We start from the raw sequence: 26,622 nt of genomic DNA, 5'->3' as shown, positions 1-26,622 counted from the left end.
GGTTGTCCAATAAATAAGAAAATCGTTGAAACGGCTCCCTTTCCGCGGGCGTTGCCTCAGCCGCCTCGCTTCGCAGCGGGGTCTTCTGCTAACGCTATTCCCGCAGGAGTGTCGCCTTTTCATCCCCTGGCGAGTCATTCTCATATATCTTTCCGATTCAAACCACCTGTGATATGATGACAGAATAATAAAGTGTGATTTTAATCAAGGGGTGTTTAATATGTATCCAGAGATACATAAGATCGATTTAGTGCAAACGGTTATAAAAAACTGGAAAGGCTTTTTCATCCCATATGAGATGGCATTATATGAGTTGAAGAGTGATTTCAATATTATTGATCTTGAATGGAAATCGAAACACGGATACTCTCCCATTGAGCATATGAAAACACGCATGAAAACTATTATGTCATTGGTTGAGAAGATTGAAAATAAAGAAATACCGCTGACTCAAGAATCCATTAAACAAGAAATACGAGATATTGTTGGAGTACGAATTGTCACTAGCTTTATTGAGGATGTATATTTGCTGAAGGAACATATCGAGCAGCGTGAAGATATTCGTATGATTAGAGTGAAAGACTATATTAAAGAACCTAAAAAGAGTGGCTACAAAAGCCTTCATCTTGTTGTAGAAACGCAAGTCATCTTATCTAATGAAGTGATATGGGTTCCCGCAGAAATCCAAATCCGAACATCCGCTATGGATTTTTGGGCATCAACAGAACATAAACTCAACTATAAATATCAAGGTGAATCGATACCAGAAGAAGCTCAAAAACAATTAATTGAGCTATCCAATGCTTCCTCGTTACTGGACAAAGAGATGTCTAAATTAAGAATTCAACTACTATCTAGTGAAACAGATTCAAATGGATAAATAATGAAAACAGAGAAAATCTACTTGATAGATTTTCTCTGTTTTTTGTTATTTCTATAATAGTTTTTAATTGTTCTTAAGAATCTAGATCGTATTGAAAAAATATTTTATACCAAATCAACAGTATTTAATAGTTTTGTACAATATTCCCCCAAGTTTAGATTCCCATCATTCATCGTTTTGACAAAACAAATAACATAATAGGGCATAACTACATCTTAATGACTAAAAAACTGATTAAAAAAACGTATATTGAATCATTTATTTATTCAATATTCCCCCAATTTACATAACTACGAATATTCTTAATAATAACAGGTGTGTAATTGTAATGAACCCAATGAAAATAGATGAATTCTATATAAATTCTTAAAACCTATTAGAATCATTTTTTCGTAAATCATTTCACTACATATGTAATAAAAAGACAGATACTTGGAGGAAGAAAATGGGGAAAAAAGCAAACAATAAAAGTAAGGTTTTAAAAAACTTAGCGGTATTTGCTCTATCATCTAGTTTTATTTTAAGTTCTATTGTACAAGTACCAACTACTGCGAAAGCGGTTAGTTATTCGAATACCGAAAATTTACTTGCTAATTTAACACCAGAACAAAGAGCAGCACTTAACCAAATGACTACAAATGAATCAACAGGTCTTCAAATTTCTTCTGATATTGATTTAACGACAACGGAACAAACCCATGTAATTGTCGAGTTTGCAAATAAACCAGCAAAAGTTGCTAAGATTGAAGCGGCATCAGAAGGTCAACAATTATCAGATTCTGAAGCATCAAATTTAGTTGATCAAGATCATGAAACATTTCAAAAAGATTTAGGACAAGTATTAGTTGATGAAAAGAGTAAAAAAGTAAATTATAAGATTAATCGCTCATATAAAAATGCATTAAATGGTGTTTCAATGAGTTTACCTGCAAATCAAATTCAGAATCTATTAAAATCAAAAGTTGTCAAATCAGTTTGGAGTAACGAAACGTTTACGATTGATCCGCCTGTTCAAGGAAAAGATAATGATCCATTAAAAGCAGATGAATTCAATATCGCAAATTATACACCTTATGATGGATTAAACCGTTTACATGCAGAAGGCTATACCGGTAAAGGGATTAAAGTCGGTATTCTAGATACTGGAATTGATTATAACCATCCAGATTTAAAGGATGCCTATAAAGGCGGATTTGATTTTGTCGATGATGATAATGATCCAATGGAAACAACTTATGCGGATTGGAAGAAATCAGGAAAACCTGAATCTAATGGATCATCGGTTTATTACACAGAACATGGTACTCATGTTGCTGGGATTATTGGAAGCCGTGGAGTAACGGATAGTGAGTATACAACAATTGGAGCAGCACCAGAAGCAGATATTTATGCGTACCGAGTGCTTGGACCATATGGCAGCGGACAAAGTGATGACATAATTGCAGCTGTCGATCGAGCTGTGAAGGATGATATGGATGTTATTAATATGTCATTAGGTAATTCACTTAATGATCCATTATATGCAACTTCAATTGCTGTAAACAATGCAGTATTAAGTGGAGTAACAACCGTTGTTGCAGCGGGGAATAGTGGCGATAAAAATTATACGCTAGGTTCACCAGGTGCTGCAGCCTTAGCGTTAACTGTCGGTGCATCATCTGTTGCAATTGATATTTATCAATATGCAGGTGCACATAATGGGGAGAATTACAATTTAAGACAATTATCAAAAAACTATAAAGATGATTTATCTACATTAAAAGGAAAAACTCTCCAACTTGTTGATGTGGGGCTCGGAGATCCAACGGGTTATGCGGGAAAAGACATAAAAGGGAAATTTGTACTCATGAGCCGAGGAGTTTATACATTGGACTCTAAAATTGCGTATGCCAAGGAACAAGGTGCTGCTGGCGTTATCATGTATAATGATGAAGCAAACAAGGCCGAGGGTGCAATTCAGTCCTTTTTAGGTGAATCAGTTAATGCGATTCCTTCATTCTCTGTTTCAAATGAAGAAGGATTAACGATCTTGGAAGCATTAAAAACTGGTAAAACTGATTTCACATTTGGCGATTTTACTAAGATACAAACAGCATCCGATGAGTTAGCACCATTTAGTTCTAGAGGTCCTTCTCGTGTAAATTATGATATTAAACCAGAGGTTGTCGCACCTGGAGTATCAATCCTTTCAACCGTTCCATTTTATATAAATGATAAAACTGTTGATGGTTCAAAAGCTGAAGACTACAAGTATGCTTATCAACGATTATCAGGTACATCGATGGCAACACCTTATGTGGCAGGTGTTTCAGCATTACTATTACAATCCAATAAGAGTCTCCAGCCTGAAGACATTAAATCAATTTTAATGAATACGGCTGATCCACTTTCAAAAAATTATAGTGTATTTGAAATCGGTAGTGGACGAGTTGATGCATATGAAGCAATTCATTCGAATGTTGAATTTGAAGTAGTAGATCAAACACCTACAAGTATCAATGGAAAACAAAAGTTAATCAAAGAATTAACGGGTGGAATCAGTTTTGGTTCATATGGATTTGATGACCAAGATATTAATGATTCACGTAAGATTACAGTGAATAATAGAAGTGAACAAGCAAAAACATTTAGTGTAAATGTTAAATTCCAAACAGGATTAAGAGGTTCCAAAGATGCAGCTCAAAATGGAGTGACCTTAACAGGTCCAACTTCAGTTAAATTAAATGGAATTAGTCAAAAATCAATTAAATTTGAATTAAACATTCCAAAAACAGCTGAAAAAGGAACATACGAAGGATATATAGTATTTACAAATAAAGAAGATCCAACAGAAACGTATCAAATTCCATTTGGTAGTCGTGTAGTAAGTGAAGGTTTTGATACACTAACCATTGCTAATCCAATGTATTCTGGTGATACACGTTGGCCAGAACAAGCAGCTCCAGGCATGTCATTTAGTTTTTCAGTAAGATCGCACATGAAAACTATTGACGTGGTAGTCCAAGATGCAACAACTGGTGAAGATATTGGATACCTTGGAACTTTCAATGGTTTTGGAGTAAATGAAAACACAGTTTACGGGATTCCATATGCATTTACAGGGGGTTATTTCCCATTCACTGGTGATCCGAAAAATCCGATTAACAGTAATTATGTTTATGCAAAAACAGGTAACTATAAATTAAAAATGATTGGAACAAATGATCAAGGGAAAACATTCTCAAAATCAGCTGATTTCATCTATGAAAAAGGCGCACCAACAATGTCTTCAAGCTTTGATTCGTTAGATCAAAAGGTTATTGAATATAAAGACAGTCAATTTGATTCAAATGGAGAATATTTATATGATTTCAATATTAATGTAAATGATCCTGAAGTGGCTGATGCTAATCGTGTTGGAATTCCAATTGATCAATCTAGCAATGCAGTGGTTTCATTTTACGATAGTGCATATTCAGCATTACCAATTAACACTGATAAAAAGGGAAATTACAATGATCAAATTTTAGTTAAAAAAAGAACGAAACCTATAAAAGTTCAGTTTTATGCTTATGATGCTGCAAGAAACTTTACTTCAGATGCTACGTCAATGCTAAGGGTAGCTTTTGTTTCTAATACTTACCCTTACTATTACTTAAAAGCAAATAAACAAGTCGCTTCAACCGGAGATACTATAAATTATTCAATTCGTTCGAATAATATTAAAAACCTAAAAACATCAAAGATTACAATTCCAGTAGCAAAAGACAATGGTGACTTAGCTACAATTAATAATGTTGTTGTAAGTGATGCAGTTAAGCAATATGGGGATGCACAAGTATCTGTAACATCAACATCTGATGATATTGAGACGATTTATACAATTACTTTTAACTATTTAGGAAATAAAGCATTACCAGAAGATATGCAATTAGTTAATTTCGATTTAAATACAGTTAAACATTATACGCCAAATACAAATTTCTCTGTCGACTGGTTTGACATGGAAATGACTGGAACTACAGTTGATCAATCAAATGTAGTAACAAATAATGTATATACTAGTATGGAAAGTGTTAAAATGAAAAACACATATTCAAGGATAGTGGGTACCTTGAATTTAGAAGGAACGACTGATCCTTTAACAGGCCAACAGAATTACGCGTTAGATCAAACCAAACTTGGTGCAAAAGTAACTGTAACGTCTTATGATGGTAAAACTGTTATTGAGGCACCAATACAAAACAAATATGGAAGCTACATTGCAGATGGAATAAAAGCTGATAAAAATGCTTCTACATTAAAAGTAGATGTACCAGGTCATTTTACGATGTATAAGTCGTTAGTACTATCTTATGACGTTCGAGGAGAAGCAATCGGAAATGGATATGGTTCTGCACTTGCTCGAGCTAAAGCTGGGGATGCAAATAAAGATAATGTAATCGATATAATGGATGCATTATATCTACAAACAAATTGGGGAACAAATAAATCAGGTGCAGATTTGAACTTCGATGGAGTTGTTGATAAAAAGGATATGGATCTTCTTATTAAAAACTATGGATTACAAAATAGTACAGTTCCGAATGCACCTAAAGCGAAAACTTCGTATAAAGGTTCTACATTAGATACTGTGTTAATTCAGTTAGGATTAAAATAATCCTAAGCTAGTTTCTATAATCAAATGAAGAACCAGAATAGACAGTAATAAAATAGGATTTTAAGAAACCTTAGCCCTGTATTTTATTGGGTTAAGGTTTTTTATTACTTTTGAAATCAATCTCTCTGCGTTCCAAAAGCATCAGTTCCATAAGGGTACATTTTAAATGTCTTCAACAATCGGGCGCTTTCTTCAGAAAGAGAAATGCACTTTTTATTTAACTAAATAGAATTTAGTAGAGGCCGGGAATTTGTGAATGGTTTACTATTAGCTATTCTAGGTGCTTTTGCTGGTTGGTTGATTTGTGGTGGTAAAAAAAGGCATATCACTTATGATAAGTGACACGCCTTTTATTCATGATTGATTAGTAATTCCGCCATTTTTAAAGCTTTATTAGTTTGCTCTAATTTAATGTAATAGTTAAACAATTCTTTTTTTGAGCGATTGATCCAATAGACAATACCAAATTGTTTAAACGTAGGTAATGCATGATCACGTAAGAATTGATGGTATTCTTGTTCCTTATCTTGAATTAAATAACAAAGTAGGTTAAATAAATTTATATATATCTTTTCATTTTTCTTAATAGCAGTTTCAAGTCCCTCTTTTGCTATCTGCAATAATTTATCACGTGGAAGTATGCTCCCATTTAATAAACTTCGAATATAACCCTCTAAAGAAAGTAAATAAGGGTTAGATTCATTATCTTTCATACTCATTGAATCTTTATAGTACTTACTTGCTAGTTCAAAATTATTTCTTCTATAGTATTCAAAAGCTAAGTTGTGTAATAACCTTGCTTTCCGAACAGGTGAATTACAAAGTTCGCAGCTTTTGATTAACTTTTCGAACCTTTGAATGGATTCATTAAAATCTCCATCACCTTTTACTTGAATCAGCATTAGCATTTCTGCATCAATTACTCTGAGATAGTTATTAATTTCTTTAAAAAATTCACGTGATTTATCTGCGTAAAAATAAGCCATGACTGGTGATTCGATGGAATGATATGCGGCTGCTAAATGGTATGTATACTCTTTGTTATTATAATCTGTTTCATTAATTGATTTTAACGCTTGTATTGCTTTAAGATGTTCATGTTTGGCTAAATAGTAAATACCTAATACGTGTTTTAATAGATTAGCTTCGTAAGATGATAATTTATCTTCATTCTTTTGTATTTCATAGATGATGTTTAATGCATCCTCAGTTAAATTATGCATAAGTAAATATCTAACCCGAAGTAATTTATAAAGATTTTTATAATCTGAGATTTGAATTAAGTCTTCTTGCTCAAGTTCTTGATTGATAAGATCCATTTCATCAAACAATTGCATGATAATAACATCTTGCCAATCATTTAAGAGGTTTTTTATATTATTTAGTTTTGTTATTTCGGATTCAATATTTATACCTAGACGTTCTGATAAAAGAGTAATAATTTCAGGTGCATATTCAGTGTGTAAACGCTCAATTTTACTAAGATGTGTACCAGAACAAATACCTTTTCCTAATTGTTCTTGAGTTAATTTGTTTTTTTCGCGATAATATTTAATGATTTTCCCCTCAATCATAAGGAAATTCTCCTTTTAGAAAAATATTATTTAACAAATATTATTTAACGTGTTCGAGTAATAGAAAACCAAGATTCCCCCCCAAGTTATGGTGATATTTTCTGTAAAATTTAATATTTTAATATACATTGCTTTGAAATATGAGCAACTTGATGAACAATTTCCTTACATAAATGCTTAAGTATAATATAAATTAATGGAGTTTTCAAATTATTTGCATTCTTATATTACACTATCCTTCTTTCGGGAGGAATGCAATGTACTAAGGAACTACTATGGAATATCCAACCATTTTACTACCAGTAAATGTTATTTTGCTATTTTATTATAAGGAGAGTGTTGATGGATGAAATTTCGAAAGAAGAAAAAACTTCGAAATTATTAGCATCAAGTTTTCTTACATCTTTTACATTGCCGCAACAAAAATCTTATGCAATCTCAAATTACTAAATCGATTTTAAATCGACTATCAGAAGAACAAAGACAATTTTATAAAATGATTAACATCACAAGAAGGCTTTTGTTATTGTTTAGAAAAACACCCATACCAATCGGAGATTAACCTGATTGGTGTGGGTGTTTGTGTGACCACATTTATTTTTGTTTTTGAATAATCGGTTTTAAACGATAGCCGAACAAACCGGCAAGTACCGCTAGCAGGAGATCTTTTGGCAATGGTACGGCCATCCAAGCCCAAGCCATTTGGTATGAAAAGCCTTCTGGTGCTGCAAACCAAAGCTTATATGCAGCGTACATCCAATTCGTTCCTAATAGGTAGTTGACTGCAGTTCCGACCAATGCAGCAATTACAAAACCAACTTTCGTTGGGAACTTTTCAACAATGAGACCTGCGAAATATGCTACAAAAATGAAGGAAACAATAAAGCCAAACGTTGGGCTTAGAATTGTGTCAAATCCACCGGAAAAGTTTGCGAATACAGGTAACCCTGCCAAACCAATCAATGCATATACAAGCATGGCGATGGCGCCAGTGCGTTTTCCTAATAAGAGACCAGCAAGTATGGCGAAGAACGTTTGAAGAGTGATTGGGACACCGCCGATTATTAGAAATGAAGATATGTTTGCTCCAATCATCATTAATGCGGCAAACATCGCTGTTTGTACCAATTGTAAAGTACGTGAATGATTGACTGTTCTTGTTGCTGTGCTACTCGTCATGTTTGTGAACCCTCCCAAAACTCAATATAGCATCAGTATAGAAAAACAGAGTTTATTAGTCAACCTATTTTTAAAATAGGTTAACACATAAATTGGAGAGTTAAGTGTTACTTTTTTCAATAGGTCTGGTGACTGGTATATACCAATCTGTTTTTTCGCATACTGTTAAGCGGAAGGACGTGAAAATGGTGGGTTTTAGTAAGGAGACAAAGGTACATATATTTCTATTTATATTGGTTATAGCTGTTTTCGTGTGGTCTGTTATCAAACCGGCCGTTTTTATGACATGGGTGGCAGAGGTGGGTCCAGCAGTGGCCGCATTAATTGTAGTAGTGGCTACATATAATAAGTTTCGCCTGACAACCCTTTCTTATTTCATTATCGCACTCTTGTCCATCCTTACATTTATCGGTGGTCACTATACCTATGCCGAGGTTCCTCTATTTAATTGGCTAAAAGAAGAGTTTCATTTAGCTCGCAATCATTACGATCGATTTGGACATTTTCTAAAAGGGCTATCAGTTATTGTTATTAGGGAAATTTTATTGAGGAAAACCCCGTTATTTAAAGGGAGTTGGCTGACAGGCATATCCATCAGTATGGTACTTGCCCTTGCAGCTTTGTATGAAATCGTTGAATGGTTGAGTACAAAATTGCCAAATGCCAAAAAAGTAGCCAAAGACTTTTTAGGCATGCAAGGAGATCAGTGGGACGCGCAATGGGATATGTCGTGTGCCTTGTTGGGTGCCATTTTATCCATCCTTATATTGAACGGTTTACACAACAGACTAATGACTAAACTGGATGATCTGAAGGAAAGATAGCCAAATAATCGTGAATATTAACCTATTCACAAGAATTGTTAGCATTCGTTTAATTAAATGGTCTTCGCAATCATGTCCAAGAATTTTTGGGGTTCTTCAGTGAAAGGGAAATGGTTGCTTTCTCTAAATGTAAATAGGTTTGCATTTGGGATGGCATGTGCGATTTGTTCAGAAAACAAATAAGGACACTGAGCATCATACGAACCACAGTAAACTGTTGTCGGTACAGTGATCGTCTTTAAGTGAGGCACAAGGTCATAGTTAGGAAGTTCAGAGTAGGAATAATAATTGAGTCGCGCAGGAACTACACTTCCACTATTTGGGGTATTGAAATACTCCTCGTATTTCTCCGGGTGGTAAATGGACATTTCAGTCCACTCCCGTCCTGCAGCCCTCTTTATTTCATTAGCGCTTGTAGGTGAGTTTAGTATACTGAGTATTTCAAGCAGACGTTTGTTATTCGGATTGTCTTTACAATAAATACTTCCTGGATGATTCATATATTCTTTAGATGCTGAAGCTCCTCCAATAACGATTTTCGTTAATGAATGTGGTGTTTGTATGGCATACACGAGCCCAAGCATGCCTCCCGTGGAATGGCCGGCAAATGCCCATTTTTCGAAATGAAGCGCCTCTCGAATGGCTTCCAAATCGCTGATGGACTCTTTCATGCTTAAATCTTCATCACGTATGTATTTGGCTGATTTGCCTGCGCCGCGCAAGTTAACGAGATAAACAGTGTAATAATCAGTAAATGCATTTGCAAATGTATTTCCGTTCGCATTATAGGCGCTATACAAATGAGTCACACAGATGGGTGCGCCATTTCCTTTTATGAAAATCTCGAAAGTTCCCCTAGCTGTTTCAACGTGTTGTTGATTCCACATGCCTTGTAGCCTCCATTAAATTCCCCATGTATTGGCGTATTATCTATTTAACTAGATTTTGAGCTATCATGATTCTTTTGGCTTTAATAAAAGCAATTGAATCCAACAATTCTTCTTTGCCTATCGGATGATTGTCGATCAAGAAAGTGTATTTATCGATGATGTCATCGAAAGGATACTGAAAATTAACCGTATTGTTCTTCTGTTCCCGACCCAATAAATAATCCACCGAGACATCAAAAAAATCAGCAATTTTAATTAAATGACTATTGCTTGGCTCTTTTTTATTTAGTTCGTAACTCCAGATAATGCTTTTTGCAACATCCAGATTTTCAGCTAACTGTTCAGATGTGATACATTTTTTCGTTCTTAATTCTTTTAGTTTGTTCCCCATTTTAAACAATAAGTTCATTCCCTTTTCATGTAAAATATTTGAATTATATTTAAAAAAATACAATAGTTAGAATATTATAACATTTGAGAGTCGGAATGTATTGCTAAAAGATTTAATTTCTTTTTCAAAAAGAATAAACGAATTGAAAGAAAATATTATTAATATTGCTAAGCAAGGGAATTTTAGATAATCTAAGTTAGAATATTCAAATATTATAGCAGCAAAATAATTAGAAGGATCGGTGAATAAATGGAGATTATCACGAAAGATTTACTTATCAATTTTCTATTCATTCTTCTTCCATTATTATTACTGCAAATGTTTTATTTGTTAAAGTTCGTTTATCGAATTGAAAAAATGAAAGAAAATCTCTTTACGGTTCTCTCCCTGTTCTCCATTTTTCTTTGCATGTTATTTCCTTTTCCAGTAGGGGATGGTCTTATCTGGGATTTGAGGAGAATACCATTCGTTATAGGTGTTTTATATGGCGGGCCGAAAAATGGGTTCTTACTGCTCATATTCGTGATTGTAACGCGTTATTTTATGTTGGGAGTAAATGATGGGTTTTATATAACCATTATTACGTTCACTCTTTTGGCGGTTACCGTCAGTTTTGTCTCCCGCTATTATCTGAAAATGACGCTGGAGCAAAAGGTATTAACGAGCAGTTCATTAGTATTATTGTCGACGATCATCACATTTATTGTGGTATCCCTATTTTTCAATGTAATCGTGAGTGTGAATATGTGGCTTCAGTTTTTTTTCATCACTTTTTTAGGAACAGTGATTGTCACTCTACTAATTGAAGTAATCCGAATAAACTCGGATCTGTTGGAAAAACTCATGAAAGCAGAGAAATTGGAGGTAGTCAGCCATCTTGCAGCGAGCATTTCCCATGAAGTGAGAAACCCGCTGACAACTTGCAAAGGATTTTTGCAATTATCCTATGATGAAGAACGATCGCCAGAAATCAAACAATACCTCGGTACTGCTTTACAGGAACTCGATCGAGCATCGGATATTATTAATGATTACTTGACTTTTGCGAAACCTGTTCCAGATAAGGTAGAAAAAGTCTTCGTAAATGAAGCGGTTCAAAATGTCTTGAACATTCTTACACCTTTGGCAAATATGCAGGATGTCCAAATTTTTTACCACCCAGATCAAAGTGGGCATGCCAATATTTCAGGTGATCGAAAAAAACTGGAACAATCCTTGATTAATATTGTGAAAAATGGAATTGAATCCATGCAGAAAGGCGGGAAATTGGAAATTTATACAGTTGCAGAATATCCTAAAGTCCGCATCGCGATAAGTGATGAAGGAAAAGGCATGACTCAACAGCAAATCAATCGTCTTGGCGAACCTTATTTCACGATGAAAGACAACGGTACAGGACTAGGAATGATGGTATCGTTCAGTCTGATTAAAGGAATGGGTGGGGAAATTCATGTGGAGAGTGAACTCGGCAATTTCACAATATTTACGATTGAATTTCCAATGGTGACGTAGAGAAACAGTAACATATGGAAAGAGTGGTAGCTGGGGAATTAAAGATCCAGTCATCACATTTATACTTAGGTGTGTGCACATGACAGTTTGTCTGATACTCAATTATTTGAATGATGAGCAGTCCCAACATCATGCATTGTTGATGAATAGAAAAATCCTTATAAAACAAATACGTGAATAAAGAATCAAATATAGTTAAGGTGGCTGGAAATTTATTTTCAGCCATCTTTTTGTGTCTAATTGATAACTTTATCAAATATTCCCAATGTGATTTCCTTGAAATTGTAAAATAATGCTAACGAATCAATATATCGTGTGTTATTATGATGGGTATAATTTACAAATTTTCGAGGGTGTTTAATGAGGAAGGGGAAAGCTTTATGATGAAGATTTTTGGGTGGGTGATTGCCGTCTTAGTATTTATTGGGGTTGGTTTATATTCAACAACCGTATTTGCCTATCACTCTTCGAAAGAGTTGTTTAACTTTCCTGTACCTAAACATGCCGAACTTATTGAAGAAAATACAAATTGTAAGACGTACGAGTGGTCTCATGCATCCGAAGAGCATGGAATACCGGTAGCATACGAACTTGTGCTAAAAGTAAATGGGTGGGAAAAAGGAGAAAGCGAAGGCTCCTCGGTTTATTACATAAAAGGCAATCATCAAATTGATGTGATTTCTAACACGGATTTATTAACACTCCGAAAGATAAAATAATTAACAACAAAATTTCACTAAAGAAAACAGGGTGATTTCAGTTGAAGAATAGCTCGTCTATTGTAAAAGGTTACAAAGAAATGAACATCCCCTATACTTTGCTGAGCAATCAAAATCACTCAAAGAATTTAGTCGTTTTTCTACCTGGAACTGGATATACCGTACAAAGTCCGCTTTTTCACTATGTCAAAGATTTATTCAGTCAGAGGGACTTTGATGTGTTGCAGATCAATTACCAGTATAAAGACAAATCTTATACTGAATTCACCAAGGAAGAAATAATCGAAGCGATAAAATTCGATGTAAACACGGTTATTGATGAGGTTTTAAAGAATGATTCTTATGAAAACTCATTCATAATGGGTAAGTCATTGGGGACAATTGCTATGAATTCTGTCTTAAATAGGATGGAGTTCATGGAGGCCAAAGCTATTTGGTTAACACCGTTAATACAACTAGATGAGGTTTTTTCTGCAATGGCTGCAAGCAATCATAATGGGTTGTGTTTCATTGGGGATGGAGATGAGTGTTACATAAAAGAACGATACGATGTATTGAAAAACAATCCGAATATCGTTTCTCGTCTGATTCCTAATGTCAATCATAGTCTAGAATACGATAATTATTCGGTAGAATCTATTGATGTGATGAAGAGCGTGGTTGTTGATATTCAAAATTTTGTTCAGCAAAACGTGTAATAGATGCATAGGTCCAGCAAATTTTTACTTCTTTGTACGAGCGGGACGTCATTTCATGTATAGTCCACGAAAATGACTATACATGAAATGACGTCCTTCCCTTTTTGGAGGCAAGGGCTCTTTCAATGAGTAAGAAATTTTATTAATGAACAGTAAGCGAGGTCAAATGTCTTCCGTATTTGATTTTCGAAGGTTTTGCATTCGTTGGTGTAACAGGCCGTCTGACTGTTTGTTTTCTCCTGTAATAAACTCGGTCATATAATGCGATAAATATTTTCCGTAATTGTTCTCGGTATTCAATATTAATTCATCTACATAATATGCTCCTTTAGGTATTTGATCCAAGAGCAACACGCTTAGGGAGGCATAGACTCCACAGGCTACTTGGAAATAAGTTGCATTTGTTTTGTACTTAGAAAAGATGGCTTCATTGTTCAATACATTATACATGTACCGTTCTTTGTCCGGATAAACAAGCAACACACCTACTAAATCTTCGCCAGTTAATGCTGCGTCTCGAGGGTCGAGAACCTTCATCTCATAATTCCACAATTTATCCACGTCTTCTATATTTTCACGAATCAAGTTCGTGGTATGGTCATTTACCTTGTACAAGAATCCAAATTCCATATCATATAGCTTACCAAGTGAACAAACTTCTTCATGGGGCATTAAACAGCCCCAAAATCGTTTTTTTCCCAACGTTACCTTGAATTCAAGATCATAGACTTTCTCATATAAGAAGAGGGGGTTATGGTGCTTTATGAACATGGGATGGCTAAGAATAGCCTCGTCGAGGAAACATTCGGGTGACCATGTGGTGTAAATCACATTCTTTTTGGCTAGTTTAGGATTTTTATAAAACGAGTTGTCATGCTCTACGATGTAACAGGCGATTGGCTGATTTTCTGATGAATCTTTCTTTAGAAGTTCCAGAGCCATCCACTGAACGACACCTGGATTCATACCAGAACTAATAATAGCTGTGTGGTTCAGGAGTTTATTTTTATGTTTTTCCAAATGCCTAAATCGTTCAATCAAACCAAACCCTTCATATAATTCTTCGTTCTCATCTATCATGGTATTCTCCAATGCGGTATTCACATAGCTTACACCGAGCTGATCACAACAGTGCAACATATCAACCGTATCCGCCCAAGAAAGGTCAATGACAACAGATGTCTGGGTGTTTCTTAAATGAGCCATAAATTGCTCGGTGTCTCTCAAATTGAATTCATGATATTCAAATTTATCTTGTAAGTGTGGATAAGAGAGAGCAAATTGAGATGCATCTTTCTGTTCATGATCAATTAAATGAATACAGCAATTATTCACTACTTCATTTAATGGATCCTGCTTATCCTGCACGGAGTTATCTAGAATTGATAGTATCCCGTTCGCTACACCGCCTGCACTTCCCAATATCGTTATTACGTGTTTAGTGTTATTCATATCAAAGCCTCTTTTAGTTTTTATACATAATCTATGTGATAGAAAATAATAGGTTTAGGTGTATGGTGTATGTCATCTAAGTATTGTTGTTAGTTGGATTCACAATAAAGAATAGATTCGCTTTAGCGATTATTCCCACGGTTTTTTATAAAAAGAAACATCTGCAAACTATTGAAGAAAGGGATTTGTTTCACTTTAAAACCACTGTGAAAGCAGTAAATGTCAAAGCGTCAAATTGTAAATGAATAAAATTAAATAACTAATAAAAAAGGATGAAAAGGACTGCACGAAAGTATTTGTTATGTAATAGAATAATAAAAATCAGCTGTACTATAACAACAGGAGGCGGATATGTGATTGAGCGTAACCGTTTAAAAATTGCGAATGAATTTTATCGGTTTGTTGAGGAGGAAGCATTGCCAGGGAGTGAAGTTTCAAGCGACAGGTTTTGGGAAGGATTCAGTCAGCTTATCCATGACATGGCTCCAAACAATCGGGTAATGTTGACTGTTCGAGAACAGTTGCAGGCAAAAATTAATGATTGGCACACCAAACACAATTGGTTTGAGAATCGGGAGCAATATGAAGCTTTATTAAAAGAGATAGGTTATTTGGAAACAAGGGGAGAGCCTTTTCAGATTACAACAACTCAAGTTGATAACGAGATTGCAAAACTTGCGGGACCTCAGCTTGTCGTACCAGTCAATAATGCCCGGTATGCAATAAATGCGGCCAATGCGAGGTGGGGAAGTCTTTATGATGCGCTATACGGATCGGATGTCATCGATGAACAAAATGGTGCACAACGAGGGATTACGTATAATCCGCTACGCGGACAGCATGTAGTTTTGTATGCCCGTAAGTTTTTGGACCAAATTATACCGCTTGAAAAAGGATCTCACACGCAATCGACTGGATATCGCATCGAAAAGAATCAAATAATCGTTGATTTGGGAAGCGAATATTCAGCTTTGCAGGAGCCATCCAAATTTATTGGATTCACGGGAGATAAAGCGTTGCCGTCATCCATTTTCTTGCGAAACAATGGTCTCCATTTGGAAATTCAAATCGATCGGCAGCATCCAATCGGTAAGGCTGACCCTGCAGGAGTAAAGGATTTATTCATCGAATCGGCTTTATCGACCATTATGGATTTTGAAGATTCGGTGGCGGCAGTTGATGCGGAAGACAAAGTGTTCGTGTATCGAAATTGGCTCGGTTTGATGAAAGGGACACTGAAAGCGACATTCACTAAGGGGAAAAGTGAAGTAATTAGAGAGTTAAACGCCGACCGTTCGTACTTGACGCCAACTGGAGCAGAACGAAAGTTACGCGGTCGTTCATTAATGATTGTACGAAATGTTGGTCACTTAATGACTTCCAATATGGTACTTGATGAACGAAATCAGGAAGTGCCGGAAGGTATCATCGATACGGTGATATCCAGTTTACTTGCAAAACATGATCTTTTGAAAACAGCAAGTTTCCGTAATTCCGAGCAAGGTTCAGTTTATATCGTGAAGCCGAAAATGCACGGCTCGGCTGAAGTTGCCTTTGCAAATGAACTGTTTAATAAAGTGGAAGATTTGCTGGGAATGGAACGCTATACGTTAAAGATAGGCGTGATGGATGAAGAGCGAAGAACTTCTCTTAATCTTGAAAATTGTATACGTGAAGTAAAAGACCGGATTGTCTTTATTAATACAGGCTTTTTGGACCGAACGGGTGATGAAATCCATACATCGATGCTCGCAGGTCCCGTCATTCGAAAAAATAACATGAAATATTCATCATGGCTACAGTCATATGAGAAATCCAATGTTGATAATGGATTGGTTTGTGGTTTTCCTGGACGCGCTCAAATCGGGAAAGGCATGTGGGCGATGCCTGATCGTATGAAGGAAATGATGGAGCTGAAAATCGGTCATTTAGAAGCGGGGGGAAATACTGCCTGGGTACCTTCTCCGACAGCCGCAACTTTGCATGCACTTCATTACCACCAAGTCTGTGTGACAAAGGTTCAAGACAGGCTGAAACATGAGATTCAAGACAGAACGACCGATATTTTAACCCTTCCTTTAGCTAAGGAAGAATGGTCATCACATACAATTCAACAAGAACTGGATAACAATGCACAAGGACTGCTTGGCTATGTGGTGCGTTGGGTGGAGCAGGGAGTGGGCTGTTCAAAAGTGCCTGACATTCATAACGTAGGATTGATGGAAGACCGTGCAACATTGCGCATATCAAGTCAGCATTTGGCAAATTGGCTACAACACGGAATTTGTACAAAAGAGCAAGTTTTGGAGTCTTTAAAGCGAATGGCCAAAATAGTAGATGAGCAAAACGGGGAGGATCCGATGTATCATCCAATGTCTGCTGATTTTGATGGATCTATTGCTGTTCAAGCAGCTTGTGAACTAATTTTTGATGGGAAAGACCAGCCGAGTGGCTATACGGAGCCGATATTGCATCGCAGAAGACTGCAATATAAAGCGCAAAATTCGAGTGAAAATAACTAACTTTTGAGTAAAGAAAAATGAAAAGGAGGAAACCCTATGTTTGAAAATCAACCGGATATCAATACAAACGAGATTACACCAACTGTTATGTATCAATCCAAAATGGATAGAAAACCTTTGAATATTTGTCTCGCTTGCGGACAGGAATTTGATAGTTTCAAAGAGTCGATTCAATGTTGCGCAGATTTGGACTAATTTATCCAGTCAACTGTTTTAAAACCATTTGAAAATTAAATGAATGAAAGAGGAGATTGTGACATGATAAACCGGAAACAACAAGCTGACCAATTAAAGGAAAGTTGGAGTTCCAGCCGCTGGCAAGGAGTGGAACGACCATATAGCGCGGAAGATGTCGTAAAGTTAAGAGGGTCTATCGTCATTGAACAGACACTTGCAACTTTAGGTGCTAAGCGTCTCTGGGAGCTTGTCAATACGGAGGACTACGTCAATGCACTAGGCGCGCTGACAGGAAACCAGGCGATGCAGCAGGTGAAGGCAGGGTTGAAGGCAATCTACTTAAGTGGTTGGCAAGTGGCTGCAGATGCCAATCTCTCTGGGCACATGTATCCCGATCAAAGTTTATATCCGAGCAACAGCGTACCTCAGGTAGTGAAAAGAATTAATCAGGCGTTACAACGTGCTGATCAAATTCAGCAAGCTGAAGGAAAGGGCGATACATATTGGTACGCCCCCATTGTAGCGGATATGGAAGCGGGTTTTGGCGGAACACTGAATGTATTTGAGTTGACCAAATCAATGATCGAAGCTGGGGCTGGTGGTGTGCATTTGGAAGACCAATTATCCTCAGAAAAGAAATGTGGTCACTTGGGTGGGAAAGTATTACTTCCGACACAAACAGCCGTCCGCAACCTCATTGCTGCCCGTTTGGCTGCTGACGTGATGGGTGTTCCAACGGTTATCATTGCGCGGACGGATGCGAATGCGGCCAATTTGATTACGAGTGATGTGGATCCATATGATCATCTTTTCATTACGGGTGAGCGGACGCCGGAAGGTTTTTACCATACTAACGACGGAATTGACCAGGCAATCGCCAGGGGACTTGCGTATGCTCCATATGCCGACTTAATCTGGTGCGAAACGTCCGAGCCAAACTTGGATGAAGCAAGGAGGTTTGCAGAAGCAATTCACGAGAAATTTCCCGGGAAACTTCTGGCATACAACTGCTCGCCATCGTTTAACTGGAAAAAGAAATTGGATGAAGAAACGATTGCCAACTTCCAGCAAGACCTAGGTAGGATGGGGTACAAATTTCAATTCGTCACACTTGCTGGATTCCATGTTCTGAATTACGGGATGTTTGAGCTTGCAAGAGGGTACAAGGAGCGGGGAATGGCTGCTTATTCTGAGTTGCAGGAAGCTGAGTTTGCGGCTGAAGAAAGTGGTTACACGGCTACCCGTCACCAACGCGAGGTGGGAACAGGTTACTTTGATGAGGTATCACTTGTTATTTCAGGAGGCACATCGTCGACGACTGCGTTAACCGGTTCTACTGAAGCGGAGCAGTTCCAACAAGATTAATATATCAAGGAAAAAACCAGTAGAGCATATGCCTACTGGTTTTACATGCATTTTTATTTTTTGACCATTCAGCTTAGGTTTTCGACCAGTCGGAGCGGGTTATTGTCCATCCAGTCTTATTTTTTGACCACTCAACCGACGTTATTGTCCAGTCACAAGTAATTTCCGACCATTCAGCGTTTTAGTCAATACCATTAATTATAAGATCTTATCCAGAAATTCTTTTGCTCTCGCCGTTTGTGGCTGAGTGAAAAATTCAGCTGGTTTGCCTTCTTCTAGTAAAACACCATGATCAAGGAACAGAATGCGGTCAGCAACTTCGCGGGCAAAGCCCATTTCATGTGTGACCACGACCATCGTCATCCCAGACTTGGCAAGATCTTTCATGACATCCAATACTTCTTTCACCATTTCTGGATCAAGAGCTGATGTAGGTTCATCGAACAACATGAGCTCAGGTTCCATGGCAAGCGCACGGGCGATAGCGACACGTTGTTTCTGACCCCCAGAAAGACTACCTGGATAAGCCTTTTCTTTCTCGGATAAGCCTACTTTTTTCAGCAGTTGTCGTGCCTTTTCCTCAGCATCTGGCTTTTTAACGCCTTTAGCTTTCATTGGTGCATACGTTAAATTCTCAAGAACGGTAAGGTGAGGAAACAAGTGAAAGTGTTGAAAAACCATGCCAATTTGTTGTCTCAACTTATGAATCGGCGTTTTTGAATCGGTTAGGTCTTGGTTTTCAATCAGTATCTTACCTGACGTTGGTGTTTCCAACATATTCATGCAACGTAGAAACGTTGATTTTCCAGAGCCTGAAGGTCCGATAATGGAAACAACTTCTCCTTTGGCAATCTCAGTGGAAATATCATGCAGTACTTCGTTGTTGCCGAATTTTTTAGATAGTTTCTCAATTTTGATCACTGACCTTCAACCTCCTTTCAATCATTCGACCGATTGTCGATAGACCAACGACCATGATCCAATAGATAAAGCCGACGAACAGCAGCGGTTCGAAATTACGGTAAATATCCGCACCAACTACTTGTGCACGACGCATTAAATCCAATACGGAAATCGTTGAAACAAGCGCGGACTCTTTCGTCAGAGTGATGACTTCATTCATGAGTGCCGGTAGAATGTTTTTCATTGCTTGCGGTAAAATAATGTCTTTCATCATTTGTCTGTATGGAACACCCAATGCCATAGCTGCTTCTGTCTGTCCTCGATCCACTGCCTGAATACCGGCACGGATGATTTCAGAAATGTAGGCAGCAGAATTCAATCCAAAAGCCAAAACGGCTGATAAAAATGGAGAGATATCATAGCCTGTCAGTTGAGGAACGGCAAAATAAAATGTCATCAACTGTAGAATTAGTGGCGTCCCTCTGAAAATCGAAGTATACGCACGAGCAAACCAATTCAATGGCTTAATGTGACTAATCTTGAACAATGCCAATATCGTTCCAAGGATAAATCCAACGATTAATGCGACGGCGACAAATTTTAACGTTACCCAAATTCCTTCTAACATAAAAGGAATATAAGGCGTGATTTGCGTAAAGTCCAAATTCATGCCTTACACCTCATTTCTATTTTTCTCTTTTTGTTTGATTCAGTAAGTTTATATAGACTCTTTATTCTTCAGACAACCACTTGTCTTTTAATTCCTGTAGTTTTCCGTTTTCTTCCGCTTCTTTTAGAACCTCATTCACTTTTTCAGTCAGTTCGCTTCCTTTAGGGAAAGCCACTGCCATCCCTGGAGAGCTTGACGTAGTGTCGTCAAAACCAACCAGATTCTGTTCAGCAATAAATCCTTCAGCGACCGCTTTATCCATGTAAGCAACATCAATTCGGTTTGACAACAATTCCTGAATTAATACGTTGGCACTATCGACAGCTTTGATTTCAAAGTCGACTGTATCTTTTTTGATTTTGTTAGCGCCGTCTTCTTGGATAGTACCAAGTTGGACACCAAGTTTCTTGCCTTCCAAATCTTCAATTGTTTCAATATCTGAATCCTTTAATGTAACGAACATTTCACCAGATTGGTTATATTCAGTAGAAAAATCAACATTTTTTTTACGGTCCTCAGTTGCAGACATACCGGATAGTACCATATCGATTCGATCGCTTTGCAAAGCGCCAATTAAACCATCAAACTTCATGTCATTAATTTTAAGCTCATATCCTAGTTCGTCTGCAATGTAGTTGGCCAAATCAATATCAAATCCTTCGAATTCACCCGCAGTATTTCGTGATTCAAAAGGAGGGAAGTCTGCAGATGTAGCCATTTCCAATACTTTTTTATCACCAGAACCTGCCGTATCATTTCCTGTTTCATTCGAAGCGGTGTCTCCACACGCGCTCATAAGCATTGCTCCAAGTGTAAGCGTTCCAATTAAACTCCATTTTTTCATCATGTATAATCACTCCCGTTAATATATAGTTTTGTGTTAAATGGAGTTTATCACGATATTTATAAGTTGGGAAGCATTTTTATTCAAAAAATAAAAATTTAATTTTTCAGAACTTTATAGGTAAAAAGTTGTAGTAAAGGCGTTGAAAGGGTTTGTGAGTGCTAATGTTTTATATATTTCTCTTTTTTGTGTATAAAAAAATGCATATTTATGCGAAGAGTTGTAGGTGTAAGTAAGTGGTTTTCACAAAAGGAAGAACAGGTGATGGAGAATGATACTTCAAATTAACAAGTTAATTTTCAATATTTACGGTCGTGCATACATATAGTAGAAAGCAGGTTGATATTACATAGAAAACGTTTACCCGGGAGAAGGTGATCAAGATCAATCACATTGAGAAGGCACTTCTTTTCATGATAGTATTACGACTTATTGGGGGAAGTGTAGAAGTAACAGCGGCTTTATTAATGCTCAAATTCAATGACTTGGAGAAAGCGTTTTATATTAATACTCTACTCGCTTTAGTGGGGCCTACTATTTTAATCCTTACCACAGGAATTGGATTAGTTGGACTAGCCGATAAAATCTCGTTAACCAAAATGATTTGTCTCTTCAGTGGAATTCTTTTGATTTTATTTAGTTTGAAATCTCACTAAGAATGAGTTTCATAAAGATTTTCCACTATGGTAGAAGAAAATCGAGAAATCAGGGTCCAGGTAGACAGAATGGCTGTCCAGGTAGACACATTGAGGTTCCAGGTAGACAGATTAAGGGTCCAGGTAGACAGAATGCCTCGCCAGGTTGCACAAAATGATTTTCGCACCAACAAAAAGGACCGAATCAGTTCAAAAAGACTGATTCGGTCCTAATTTTTTTGCAGTGGTTTATTCTTTTTCTGCAGATTGAATGACTTTTTGTCCATCAATGATCACGTAGAATACTTTAATTTTTGCGCCTTCTTCCAATTCAGCAAAGAATGGTTTCGCTGTTTCAGACAATCTCATTGCTTCCGCTTCATTTTGTTCATTTTTCACTTCGATGGAGTTCACATCCTGGAGTCCCACATAAGTAACTGATGTTTCTTCAACCTTCAATTTATCTCCAGCAGATGAAGAACCAGTGCCATTCCAACTTACTTCTGTGGAGGCCTTCCAATCTTCAGCTTCATTGGCAGTTGACCAAACCTCAAGTGTGTATTTTCCAGCCGGCAACTTAGAGAGACCTTCCGTTGCATCAAATTGCATCTCAAGAATTTCACCGGGTTTCAAGATTTTTTCCTGCAACATTTGTGCGTACATCTTGTTTTCGGAATCCTTGTAGACAACTTTATCTGAGCTATCGATAAGTTGATAATCAAAGAGCTGCGAACTATTCATCGATAATTTAACGTCTTCCTCTTTGTCATTCCTCAGCTGGAAAGTAAATTGGTGGGCGCCATCTGTACTTTCTTCTGACAGACTTGGCACAACGGAGCCAGCGACGATTTCGTTATTTTTACTTCCAGAGCCTGTGTTTCCTTCTTCTGATTCACTTGAATTTGCAGATGTTCCACAGCCTCCCAATGCAATGAGGATGATTGCTGTTGAAGTCACTTTTAGCATATTTTTCATCTTTAAAACCACCTTTCATTAATAATAATTAGACCGTGAGAAAGCAAAAAGAGTTACGGGAAAAGATAGAAAATTGAATAAAAAGGATTTTTGACCTACATTCTCCAATGGATAATCAACCGAATTAAAGATGGAATGATATGATAAAACAAAAAAGAGGTGTCCGATGAGCATTGAAAAAACTCGACACATAGTGGACTGTATGGCGACGAATGTACAAATGAAAGACGTACAGTTCGTGCAAACTGAACACCGCCTGAAGCTTGTAGAGTTTTGGGGAATTCGAGAAGGTAGTCGTGTACTTGAGATAGGTTGTGGACAAGGTGATACGACGGCGGTTCTTGCGTATTTAGTAGGGGATAGAGGCTTTGTGCACGGAGTGGACATTGCTCCACCTAGTTATGGAAGTCCAATAACTGTTGGAGACGCAGCAGAATATTTAATGAAGTCAAAGCTCGGAAAACAAATACGCATGGAGTTTGAATTGGATGTGTTAGCTTCAGAAGTCGATTTTCCTGAAAACTCATTTGATTACGTTGTTCTGTCGCATTGTTCCTGGTATTTGAAATCGGCAGATGAATTACAAGCATTGTTGGAGAAAACGAAGAAATGGGCGAAACAATTGTGTTTTGCTGAATGGGATCCACGACTTCAAAACATTGAGCAATATCCTCATTTTTTAGCGGTGCATATTCAAGCTCAATACGAGTGCTTCAAAGAGAACAGCTTCTCAAATGTACGGACATTGTTCACACCAAAAGATTTAACGACTATTGCTGAGAGTGCTGGTTGGACGATTTACGATGAGCAATCCATATCTTCTACAAAGCTCCAAGATGGGAAATGGGAAGTTGATATGACTTTAAGTGATTACCAAAAAGAACTCGAGGAAATTAACCATATGCCATTGAAATTAAAAGAGCTAATCAAATCCGAAGTGAATTTGTTGGAAGAAGCCGTAAAGAATTATCCTTCTTTACAATCGTTGTCTACTTTCGTTTTTAGTGCGAGATAGTAATGTAAGGGCTAATAGAAAAAAGATTCTATAAATAGATCAATTGAAATAGAGCATAAAAGAAAAATAGACATGCCTGTTCTTGAATGAAGTTATTCAACTTCAAACGTATACGTAGCTTGGAACTTGAATGATCCAGTGTACGCTTGACCGAAACCGAAGACTGAGATACGCGTTACGTCGTCATAAATAAATGACAAAGATGAATGGGCTAAAATAGTACGCGTGATATTTCCAGAGCTTCTTTCAAAAATGACGTTAATTCCGTCATTGCTGAAGTTCTCAATTGTTCCAGCCAAAACAACGGGCAAGGAATTTGGTTCTACGTCAAAAATGATGTTAGCAACTGTGTTCGAGGTACCAGCGAAAGGGGCACAGTTTTCAAACGTTAAGACTTTAAAGCGATCATTTCCAGGTCGTTTCGGACACTTGCTACAATGTGGTGCATGATGTTTTTTATAAGGCAATATTTTCACCTCCTTTGTTAATAGAGTATAAAAATGATAGAAAAGTGAGTGGGCTAATAGAATAAAAAGAATCTATTTAATTTTGAAATAGAAATAGAGTATAAATGGCTATGTTAAAGAGTGAAAAGCGAGAGAGTTCATTTGCTCTATGCTACAATATGAGCGTGAATTTTGAGACCATCAAGCAGGTGGTTTTCATATTTGCTGTCTCATTCGAAACGTGCGTTTAGCGCTAGTGTAAGGTGCACAACACTACTATTTAACCGAGCAAAAGAACTAGTAATTGTTAGAACTCATAGTATTGGGGACTACGGTTTCCTAATCATAGAAAAAGGACCTTTTCTAATCATAGAATGGTCCTTTTTGGTTTCTATTTAATTTGCATTTCTGAGTGTGGCAAAATAATGGTCTTTATTATAATCGTGCACTTTCATCCAATGGTTCTTCGTTCCCCTCCGTCAAATGACTGAAATATAAAGGGAATCGTATAAAAAGAGGAACGTCTTGTTTAGGAAGTTCCTTACGTTCTTTCATTTACGTCTCGAAATATAGATGCTTATGAAGGCTACAGCCCGGATTGAATGCACTTCGGCAAGCTGGACAAGTGGAGTTACAAGACAGATACTCATCAATGGTCAATTCATGTCCGCAAGCGCCACACAATATAGCTTTTTGATTGAACTGTTCAATTGGCCAAACTTGAGGAGAATCACATCCAACCTCTTCGTGGCAGGAGAAACAAGGATAATAGGTATCGCAACAATAAAACTTGATGGCGATTCGATCGATTTCTGAATGGTAATGAAGGCAACGTGTTTCGTTATCGACATCATTCCCTTTTACTAGGTGTCCATGAATGATCATTGGTTTTCTCCTTTTTAGCGCTATTGAAGCCATTTAACCATACTAATTAAACTAAGTCATTCACTTAATAATAATTATGGAAAAATATTCTTGATAAACATTGTGGAACGACATACATCGTGTTACGATGTAAAAAGTTATTAATCATAAGGAGGGATGTTAATGGATAAGGAAATCATGAAAGGCAGTATCGATATATTACTTCTGTCCATTGTAAATACAAAAGACATGTACGGTTATGAAATGGTGAAGAAATTAAAACATAATAGTGGAGAACTTTACAACATGGGTGAGGGAACATTATATCCAGCTTTGAAACGTTTGGAAAACAAAAAATGGCTTGAATCTTATTGGGATAATCCAGAGGTCGGTGCCAGAAGGAAATATTATCGCATTACAGATTCGGGGAAAAAAGAGTTGGCCCGGAAGTTACAAGAATGGAAGAAGATAAGTGACTTAATCAAAGTATGTTCGGAGGGAATAGCATGGATCAAACCATTGAAGCCTACATTAGGAAAATCGTAAGTGAACTTAATTGCGATGAACATGAAAAAAGTGAAATGACTGAAGAAATGACAGGGCATATCCTTTTATTGAAACAGGAATTTCTGGAGCAGGGATTTTCGGATTCAGAATCCACACAAAAAGCATTGCAAAGCTTTGGGGATGAGAAAAGTATAGAAGAAGGATTCCAACACTCTATATTTCCATACTATAAAATGTTCAGAAAGATTAATTGGCTTTTATTTGGCATCTATTCTTTAATTGTTCTAAGTAACTTACTTTTCTTGAGGATATTATCGATAATCATTAATTACAAAAGTGATTTCAATAAATACTTTTATATCTCGCCAGAATCTAATGGATTCTTTGATTTAGCCACATGGCAACAAAATTCGAATTTGATCCCATTTGGAAATACTTTTGAATATTTAATGGGTGCGGATAAATTCAATGTGGACATTATTATCAACAATACGTTAGGGAATGTGTTGATTTTTATCCCTCTGGGCATTTTCCTTCCCATCTTATTTAAAAAATATCAATCATTCACTCAAGTGTTTGTGGGTAGCATTATCATAACGTTTATTATTGAAGTGTTACAGTTTTCCCTTCAAATTGGCCAGTTTGATATTGACGACATCATTCTCAATACGATTGGTACGGCAGTTGGATTCTTAATCATCAAGCTCTTGATGAGAGTAGCTAAGTTATCCAGATTGACGATATTTTATAAGACTACAAGTTAACCAAAATCTATATGTAATCCCTTTCGTTTTTTAGAGGGGATTTTTTAGTTCAAATGAAGGTTTTTCAGACATCAACGCCAAAAAATCAGACTGAGAGTCCGCTCAATATGAAGAAAACCGTCTACCTGTCCGAATCGAGCAGGAAAAGACAGGATTCAATGTCGAAATAGGAAT

At 36.9% G+C, this 26,622-nt stretch carries 24 protein-coding genes; 13 read left to right on the top strand and 11 right to left on the bottom strand.

The genetic code is table 11. The annotated features are described in order from the left end of the window. Positions 1-220 precede the first annotated feature (220 nt). Both HMPREF1210_RS10225 and HMPREF1210_RS10220 read left to right on the top strand, forming a co-directional pair. Positions 221-880 (top strand): GTP pyrophosphokinase family protein, encoded by a 660-nt coding sequence (locus tag HMPREF1210_RS10225; RefSeq protein ID WP_016428601.1) that lies wholly within the window; start codon positions 221-223, stop codon positions 878-880. Positions 881-1,328: 448 nt separating this feature from the next. After that, positions 1,329-5,522: a S8 family serine peptidase gene (locus tag HMPREF1210_RS10220; RefSeq protein WP_016428600.1), complete on the top strand. Its 4,194-nt coding sequence runs from the start codon at positions 1,329-1,331 to the stop codon at positions 5,520-5,522. Between the two features lie 350 nt (positions 5,523-5,872). On the opposite strand, the gene HMPREF1210_RS10215 is transcribed toward HMPREF1210_RS10220, so the two are convergent. Further along, positions 5,873-7,096 (bottom strand): helix-turn-helix domain-containing protein, encoded by a 1,224-nt coding sequence (locus HMPREF1210_RS10215; RefSeq protein WP_016428599.1) that lies wholly within the window; start codon positions 7,094-7,096, stop codon positions 5,873-5,875. 594 nt (positions 7,097-7,690) lie between these two features. Further along, entirely contained in the window at positions 7,691-8,275 is a 585-nt protein-coding gene (locus HMPREF1210_RS10210) for a biotin transporter BioY (protein ID WP_016428597.1), read from the bottom strand. Positions 8,276-8,460: 185 nt separating this feature from the next. Between HMPREF1210_RS10210 and HMPREF1210_RS10205 the strand changes: the two genes are divergently transcribed. Continuing rightward, positions 8,461-9,099, top strand: coding sequence for a DUF2238 domain-containing protein (locus HMPREF1210_RS10205; protein WP_036659903.1), 639 nt, complete (start codon positions 8,461-8,463; stop codon positions 9,097-9,099). Positions 9,100-9,152: 53 nt separating this feature from the next. Here HMPREF1210_RS10205 and HMPREF1210_RS10200 read toward each other — a convergent pair whose 3' ends face one another. Together HMPREF1210_RS10200 and HMPREF1210_RS17370 are read right to left on the bottom strand one after the other, a co-directional pair. Next, entirely contained in the window at positions 9,153-9,986 is an 834-nt protein-coding gene (locus HMPREF1210_RS10200) for an alpha/beta fold hydrolase (protein WP_016428595.1), read from the bottom strand. Positions 9,987-10,029: 43 nt separating this feature from the next. Then, a complete protein-coding gene (locus HMPREF1210_RS17370; RefSeq protein ID WP_231391132.1) occupies positions 10,030-10,380 on the bottom strand; it encodes a helix-turn-helix domain-containing protein in 351 nt (116 codons plus the stop codon). A gap of 249 nt (positions 10,381-10,629) precedes the next feature. Here HMPREF1210_RS17370 and HMPREF1210_RS10190 point away from each other — a divergent pair, with 249 nt between their 5' ends. The 3 genes from HMPREF1210_RS10190 to HMPREF1210_RS10180 all read left to right on the top strand — a co-directional run bounded on the left by HMPREF1210_RS10190 (position 10,630) and on the right by HMPREF1210_RS10180 (position 13,309). Then, positions 10,630-11,892 (top strand): ATP-binding protein, encoded by a 1,263-nt coding sequence (locus tag HMPREF1210_RS10190; protein ID WP_016428593.1) that lies wholly within the window; start codon positions 10,630-10,632, stop codon positions 11,890-11,892. A 380-nt stretch (positions 11,893-12,272) separates the two neighbouring features. After that, positions 12,273-12,611: a hypothetical protein gene (locus HMPREF1210_RS10185; RefSeq protein WP_016428592.1), complete on the top strand. Its 339-nt coding sequence runs from the start codon at positions 12,273-12,275 to the stop codon at positions 12,609-12,611. Positions 12,612-12,652: 41 nt separating this feature from the next. Beyond that, positions 12,653-13,309 carry an alpha/beta family hydrolase gene (locus tag HMPREF1210_RS10180; protein WP_016428591.1) on the top strand — a complete coding sequence of 219 codons (657 nt, stop codon included), beginning with the start codon at positions 12,653-12,655 and terminating at the stop codon, positions 13,307-13,309. 162 nt (positions 13,310-13,471) lie between these two features. Here HMPREF1210_RS10180 and HMPREF1210_RS10175 read toward each other — a convergent pair whose 3' ends face one another. Continuing rightward, positions 13,472-14,761: a hypothetical protein gene (locus tag HMPREF1210_RS10175; RefSeq protein WP_016428590.1), complete on the bottom strand. Its 1,290-nt coding sequence runs from the start codon at positions 14,759-14,761 to the stop codon at positions 13,472-13,474. Between the two features lie 353 nt (positions 14,762-15,114). Here HMPREF1210_RS10175 and HMPREF1210_RS10170 point away from each other — a divergent pair, with 353 nt between their 5' ends. From HMPREF1210_RS10170 to aceA, 3 genes are all read left to right on the top strand, one after another. Continuing rightward, the gene (locus HMPREF1210_RS10170; RefSeq protein ID WP_016428589.1) at positions 15,115-17,283 is read left to right on the top strand and encodes a malate synthase G; all 2,169 of its coding nucleotides are present in this window, start codon (positions 15,115-15,117) and stop codon (positions 17,281-17,283) included. Between the two features lie 36 nt (positions 17,284-17,319). Further along, the gene (locus tag HMPREF1210_RS18050) at positions 17,320-17,478 is read left to right on the top strand and encodes a hypothetical protein (RefSeq protein ID WP_016428588.1); all 159 of its coding nucleotides are present in this window, start codon (positions 17,320-17,322) and stop codon (positions 17,476-17,478) included. A 63-nt stretch (positions 17,479-17,541) separates the two neighbouring features. Continuing rightward, positions 17,542-18,825, top strand: a complete 1,284-nt coding sequence (aceA, locus tag HMPREF1210_RS10165) for an isocitrate lyase (RefSeq protein ID WP_016428587.1) — start codon at positions 17,542-17,544, stop codon at positions 18,823-18,825. Between the two features lie 198 nt (positions 18,826-19,023). Here the strand turns inward: aceA and HMPREF1210_RS10160 are convergent, their stop codons facing one another. The 3 genes from HMPREF1210_RS10160 to HMPREF1210_RS10150 form a co-directional block, all read right to left on the bottom strand. Continuing rightward, entirely contained in the window at positions 19,024-19,746 is a 723-nt protein-coding gene (locus tag HMPREF1210_RS10160) for an amino acid ABC transporter ATP-binding protein (RefSeq protein WP_016428586.1), read from the bottom strand. Beyond that, the gene (locus tag HMPREF1210_RS10155; protein WP_016428585.1) at positions 19,733-20,398 is read right to left on the bottom strand and encodes an amino acid ABC transporter permease; all 666 of its coding nucleotides are present in this window, start codon (positions 20,396-20,398) and stop codon (positions 19,733-19,735) included. Before HMPREF1210_RS10155 ends, HMPREF1210_RS10160 begins: the two co-directional genes overlap by 14 nt. Positions 20,399-20,459: 61 nt before the next feature. Then, positions 20,460-21,245: a transporter substrate-binding domain-containing protein gene (locus HMPREF1210_RS10150; RefSeq protein ID WP_016428584.1), complete on the bottom strand. Its 786-nt coding sequence runs from the start codon at positions 21,243-21,245 to the stop codon at positions 20,460-20,462. Between the two features lie 410 nt (positions 21,246-21,655). Between HMPREF1210_RS10150 and HMPREF1210_RS10145 the strand changes: the two genes are divergently transcribed. Further along, a complete protein-coding gene (locus HMPREF1210_RS10145) occupies positions 21,656-21,898 on the top strand; it encodes a YqhV family protein (RefSeq protein WP_016428583.1) in 243 nt (80 codons plus the stop codon). Positions 21,899-22,126: 228 nt separating this feature from the next. Here the strand turns inward: HMPREF1210_RS10145 and HMPREF1210_RS10140 are convergent, their stop codons facing one another. Beyond that, positions 22,127-22,852, bottom strand: a complete 726-nt coding sequence (locus tag HMPREF1210_RS10140; protein WP_016428582.1) for a BsuPI-related putative proteinase inhibitor — start codon at positions 22,850-22,852, stop codon at positions 22,127-22,129. A 166-nt stretch (positions 22,853-23,018) separates the two neighbouring features. Here HMPREF1210_RS10140 and HMPREF1210_RS10135 point away from each other — a divergent pair, with 166 nt between their 5' ends. Next, complete coding sequence (locus tag HMPREF1210_RS10135) at positions 23,019-23,867, top strand: class I SAM-dependent methyltransferase (RefSeq protein WP_016428581.1); 849 nt, start codon at positions 23,019-23,021, stop codon at positions 23,865-23,867. A gap of 92 nt (positions 23,868-23,959) precedes the next feature. Here HMPREF1210_RS10135 and HMPREF1210_RS10130 read toward each other — a convergent pair whose 3' ends face one another. Both HMPREF1210_RS10130 and HMPREF1210_RS17705 read right to left on the bottom strand, forming a co-directional pair. Continuing rightward, positions 23,960-24,334, bottom strand: coding sequence for a hypothetical protein (locus HMPREF1210_RS10130; RefSeq protein WP_016428580.1), 375 nt, complete (start codon positions 24,332-24,334; stop codon positions 23,960-23,962). Positions 24,335-24,868: 534 nt separating this feature from the next. Continuing rightward, complete coding sequence (locus HMPREF1210_RS17705; protein WP_016428579.1) at positions 24,869-25,198, bottom strand: CHY zinc finger protein; 330 nt, start codon at positions 25,196-25,198, stop codon at positions 24,869-24,871. Between the two features lie 162 nt (positions 25,199-25,360). On the opposite strand from HMPREF1210_RS17705, the gene HMPREF1210_RS10125 reads away from it, so the two are divergent. Together HMPREF1210_RS10125 and HMPREF1210_RS10120 are read left to right on the top strand one after the other, a co-directional pair. Further along, positions 25,361-25,723 (top strand): PadR family transcriptional regulator, encoded by a 363-nt coding sequence (locus HMPREF1210_RS10125; protein WP_016428578.1) that lies wholly within the window; start codon positions 25,361-25,363, stop codon positions 25,721-25,723. After that, positions 25,684-26,448 carry a VanZ family protein gene (locus HMPREF1210_RS10120; RefSeq protein ID WP_016428577.1) on the top strand — a complete coding sequence of 255 codons (765 nt, stop codon included), beginning with the start codon at positions 25,684-25,686 and terminating at the stop codon, positions 26,446-26,448. Before HMPREF1210_RS10125 ends, HMPREF1210_RS10120 begins: the two co-directional genes overlap by 40 nt. The last annotated feature ends 174 nt before the right edge of the window (positions 26,449-26,622 follow it).

This window comes from Paenisporosarcina sp. HGH0030, from assembly GCF_000411295.1.
In the GTDB taxonomy this organism is placed as follows: domain Bacteria; phylum Bacillota; class Bacilli; order Bacillales_A; family Planococcaceae; genus Paenisporosarcina.
The sequence above is the reverse complement of the archived record's forward strand: the minus strand, read 5'-3'. Positions and strand labels throughout refer to the sequence as shown.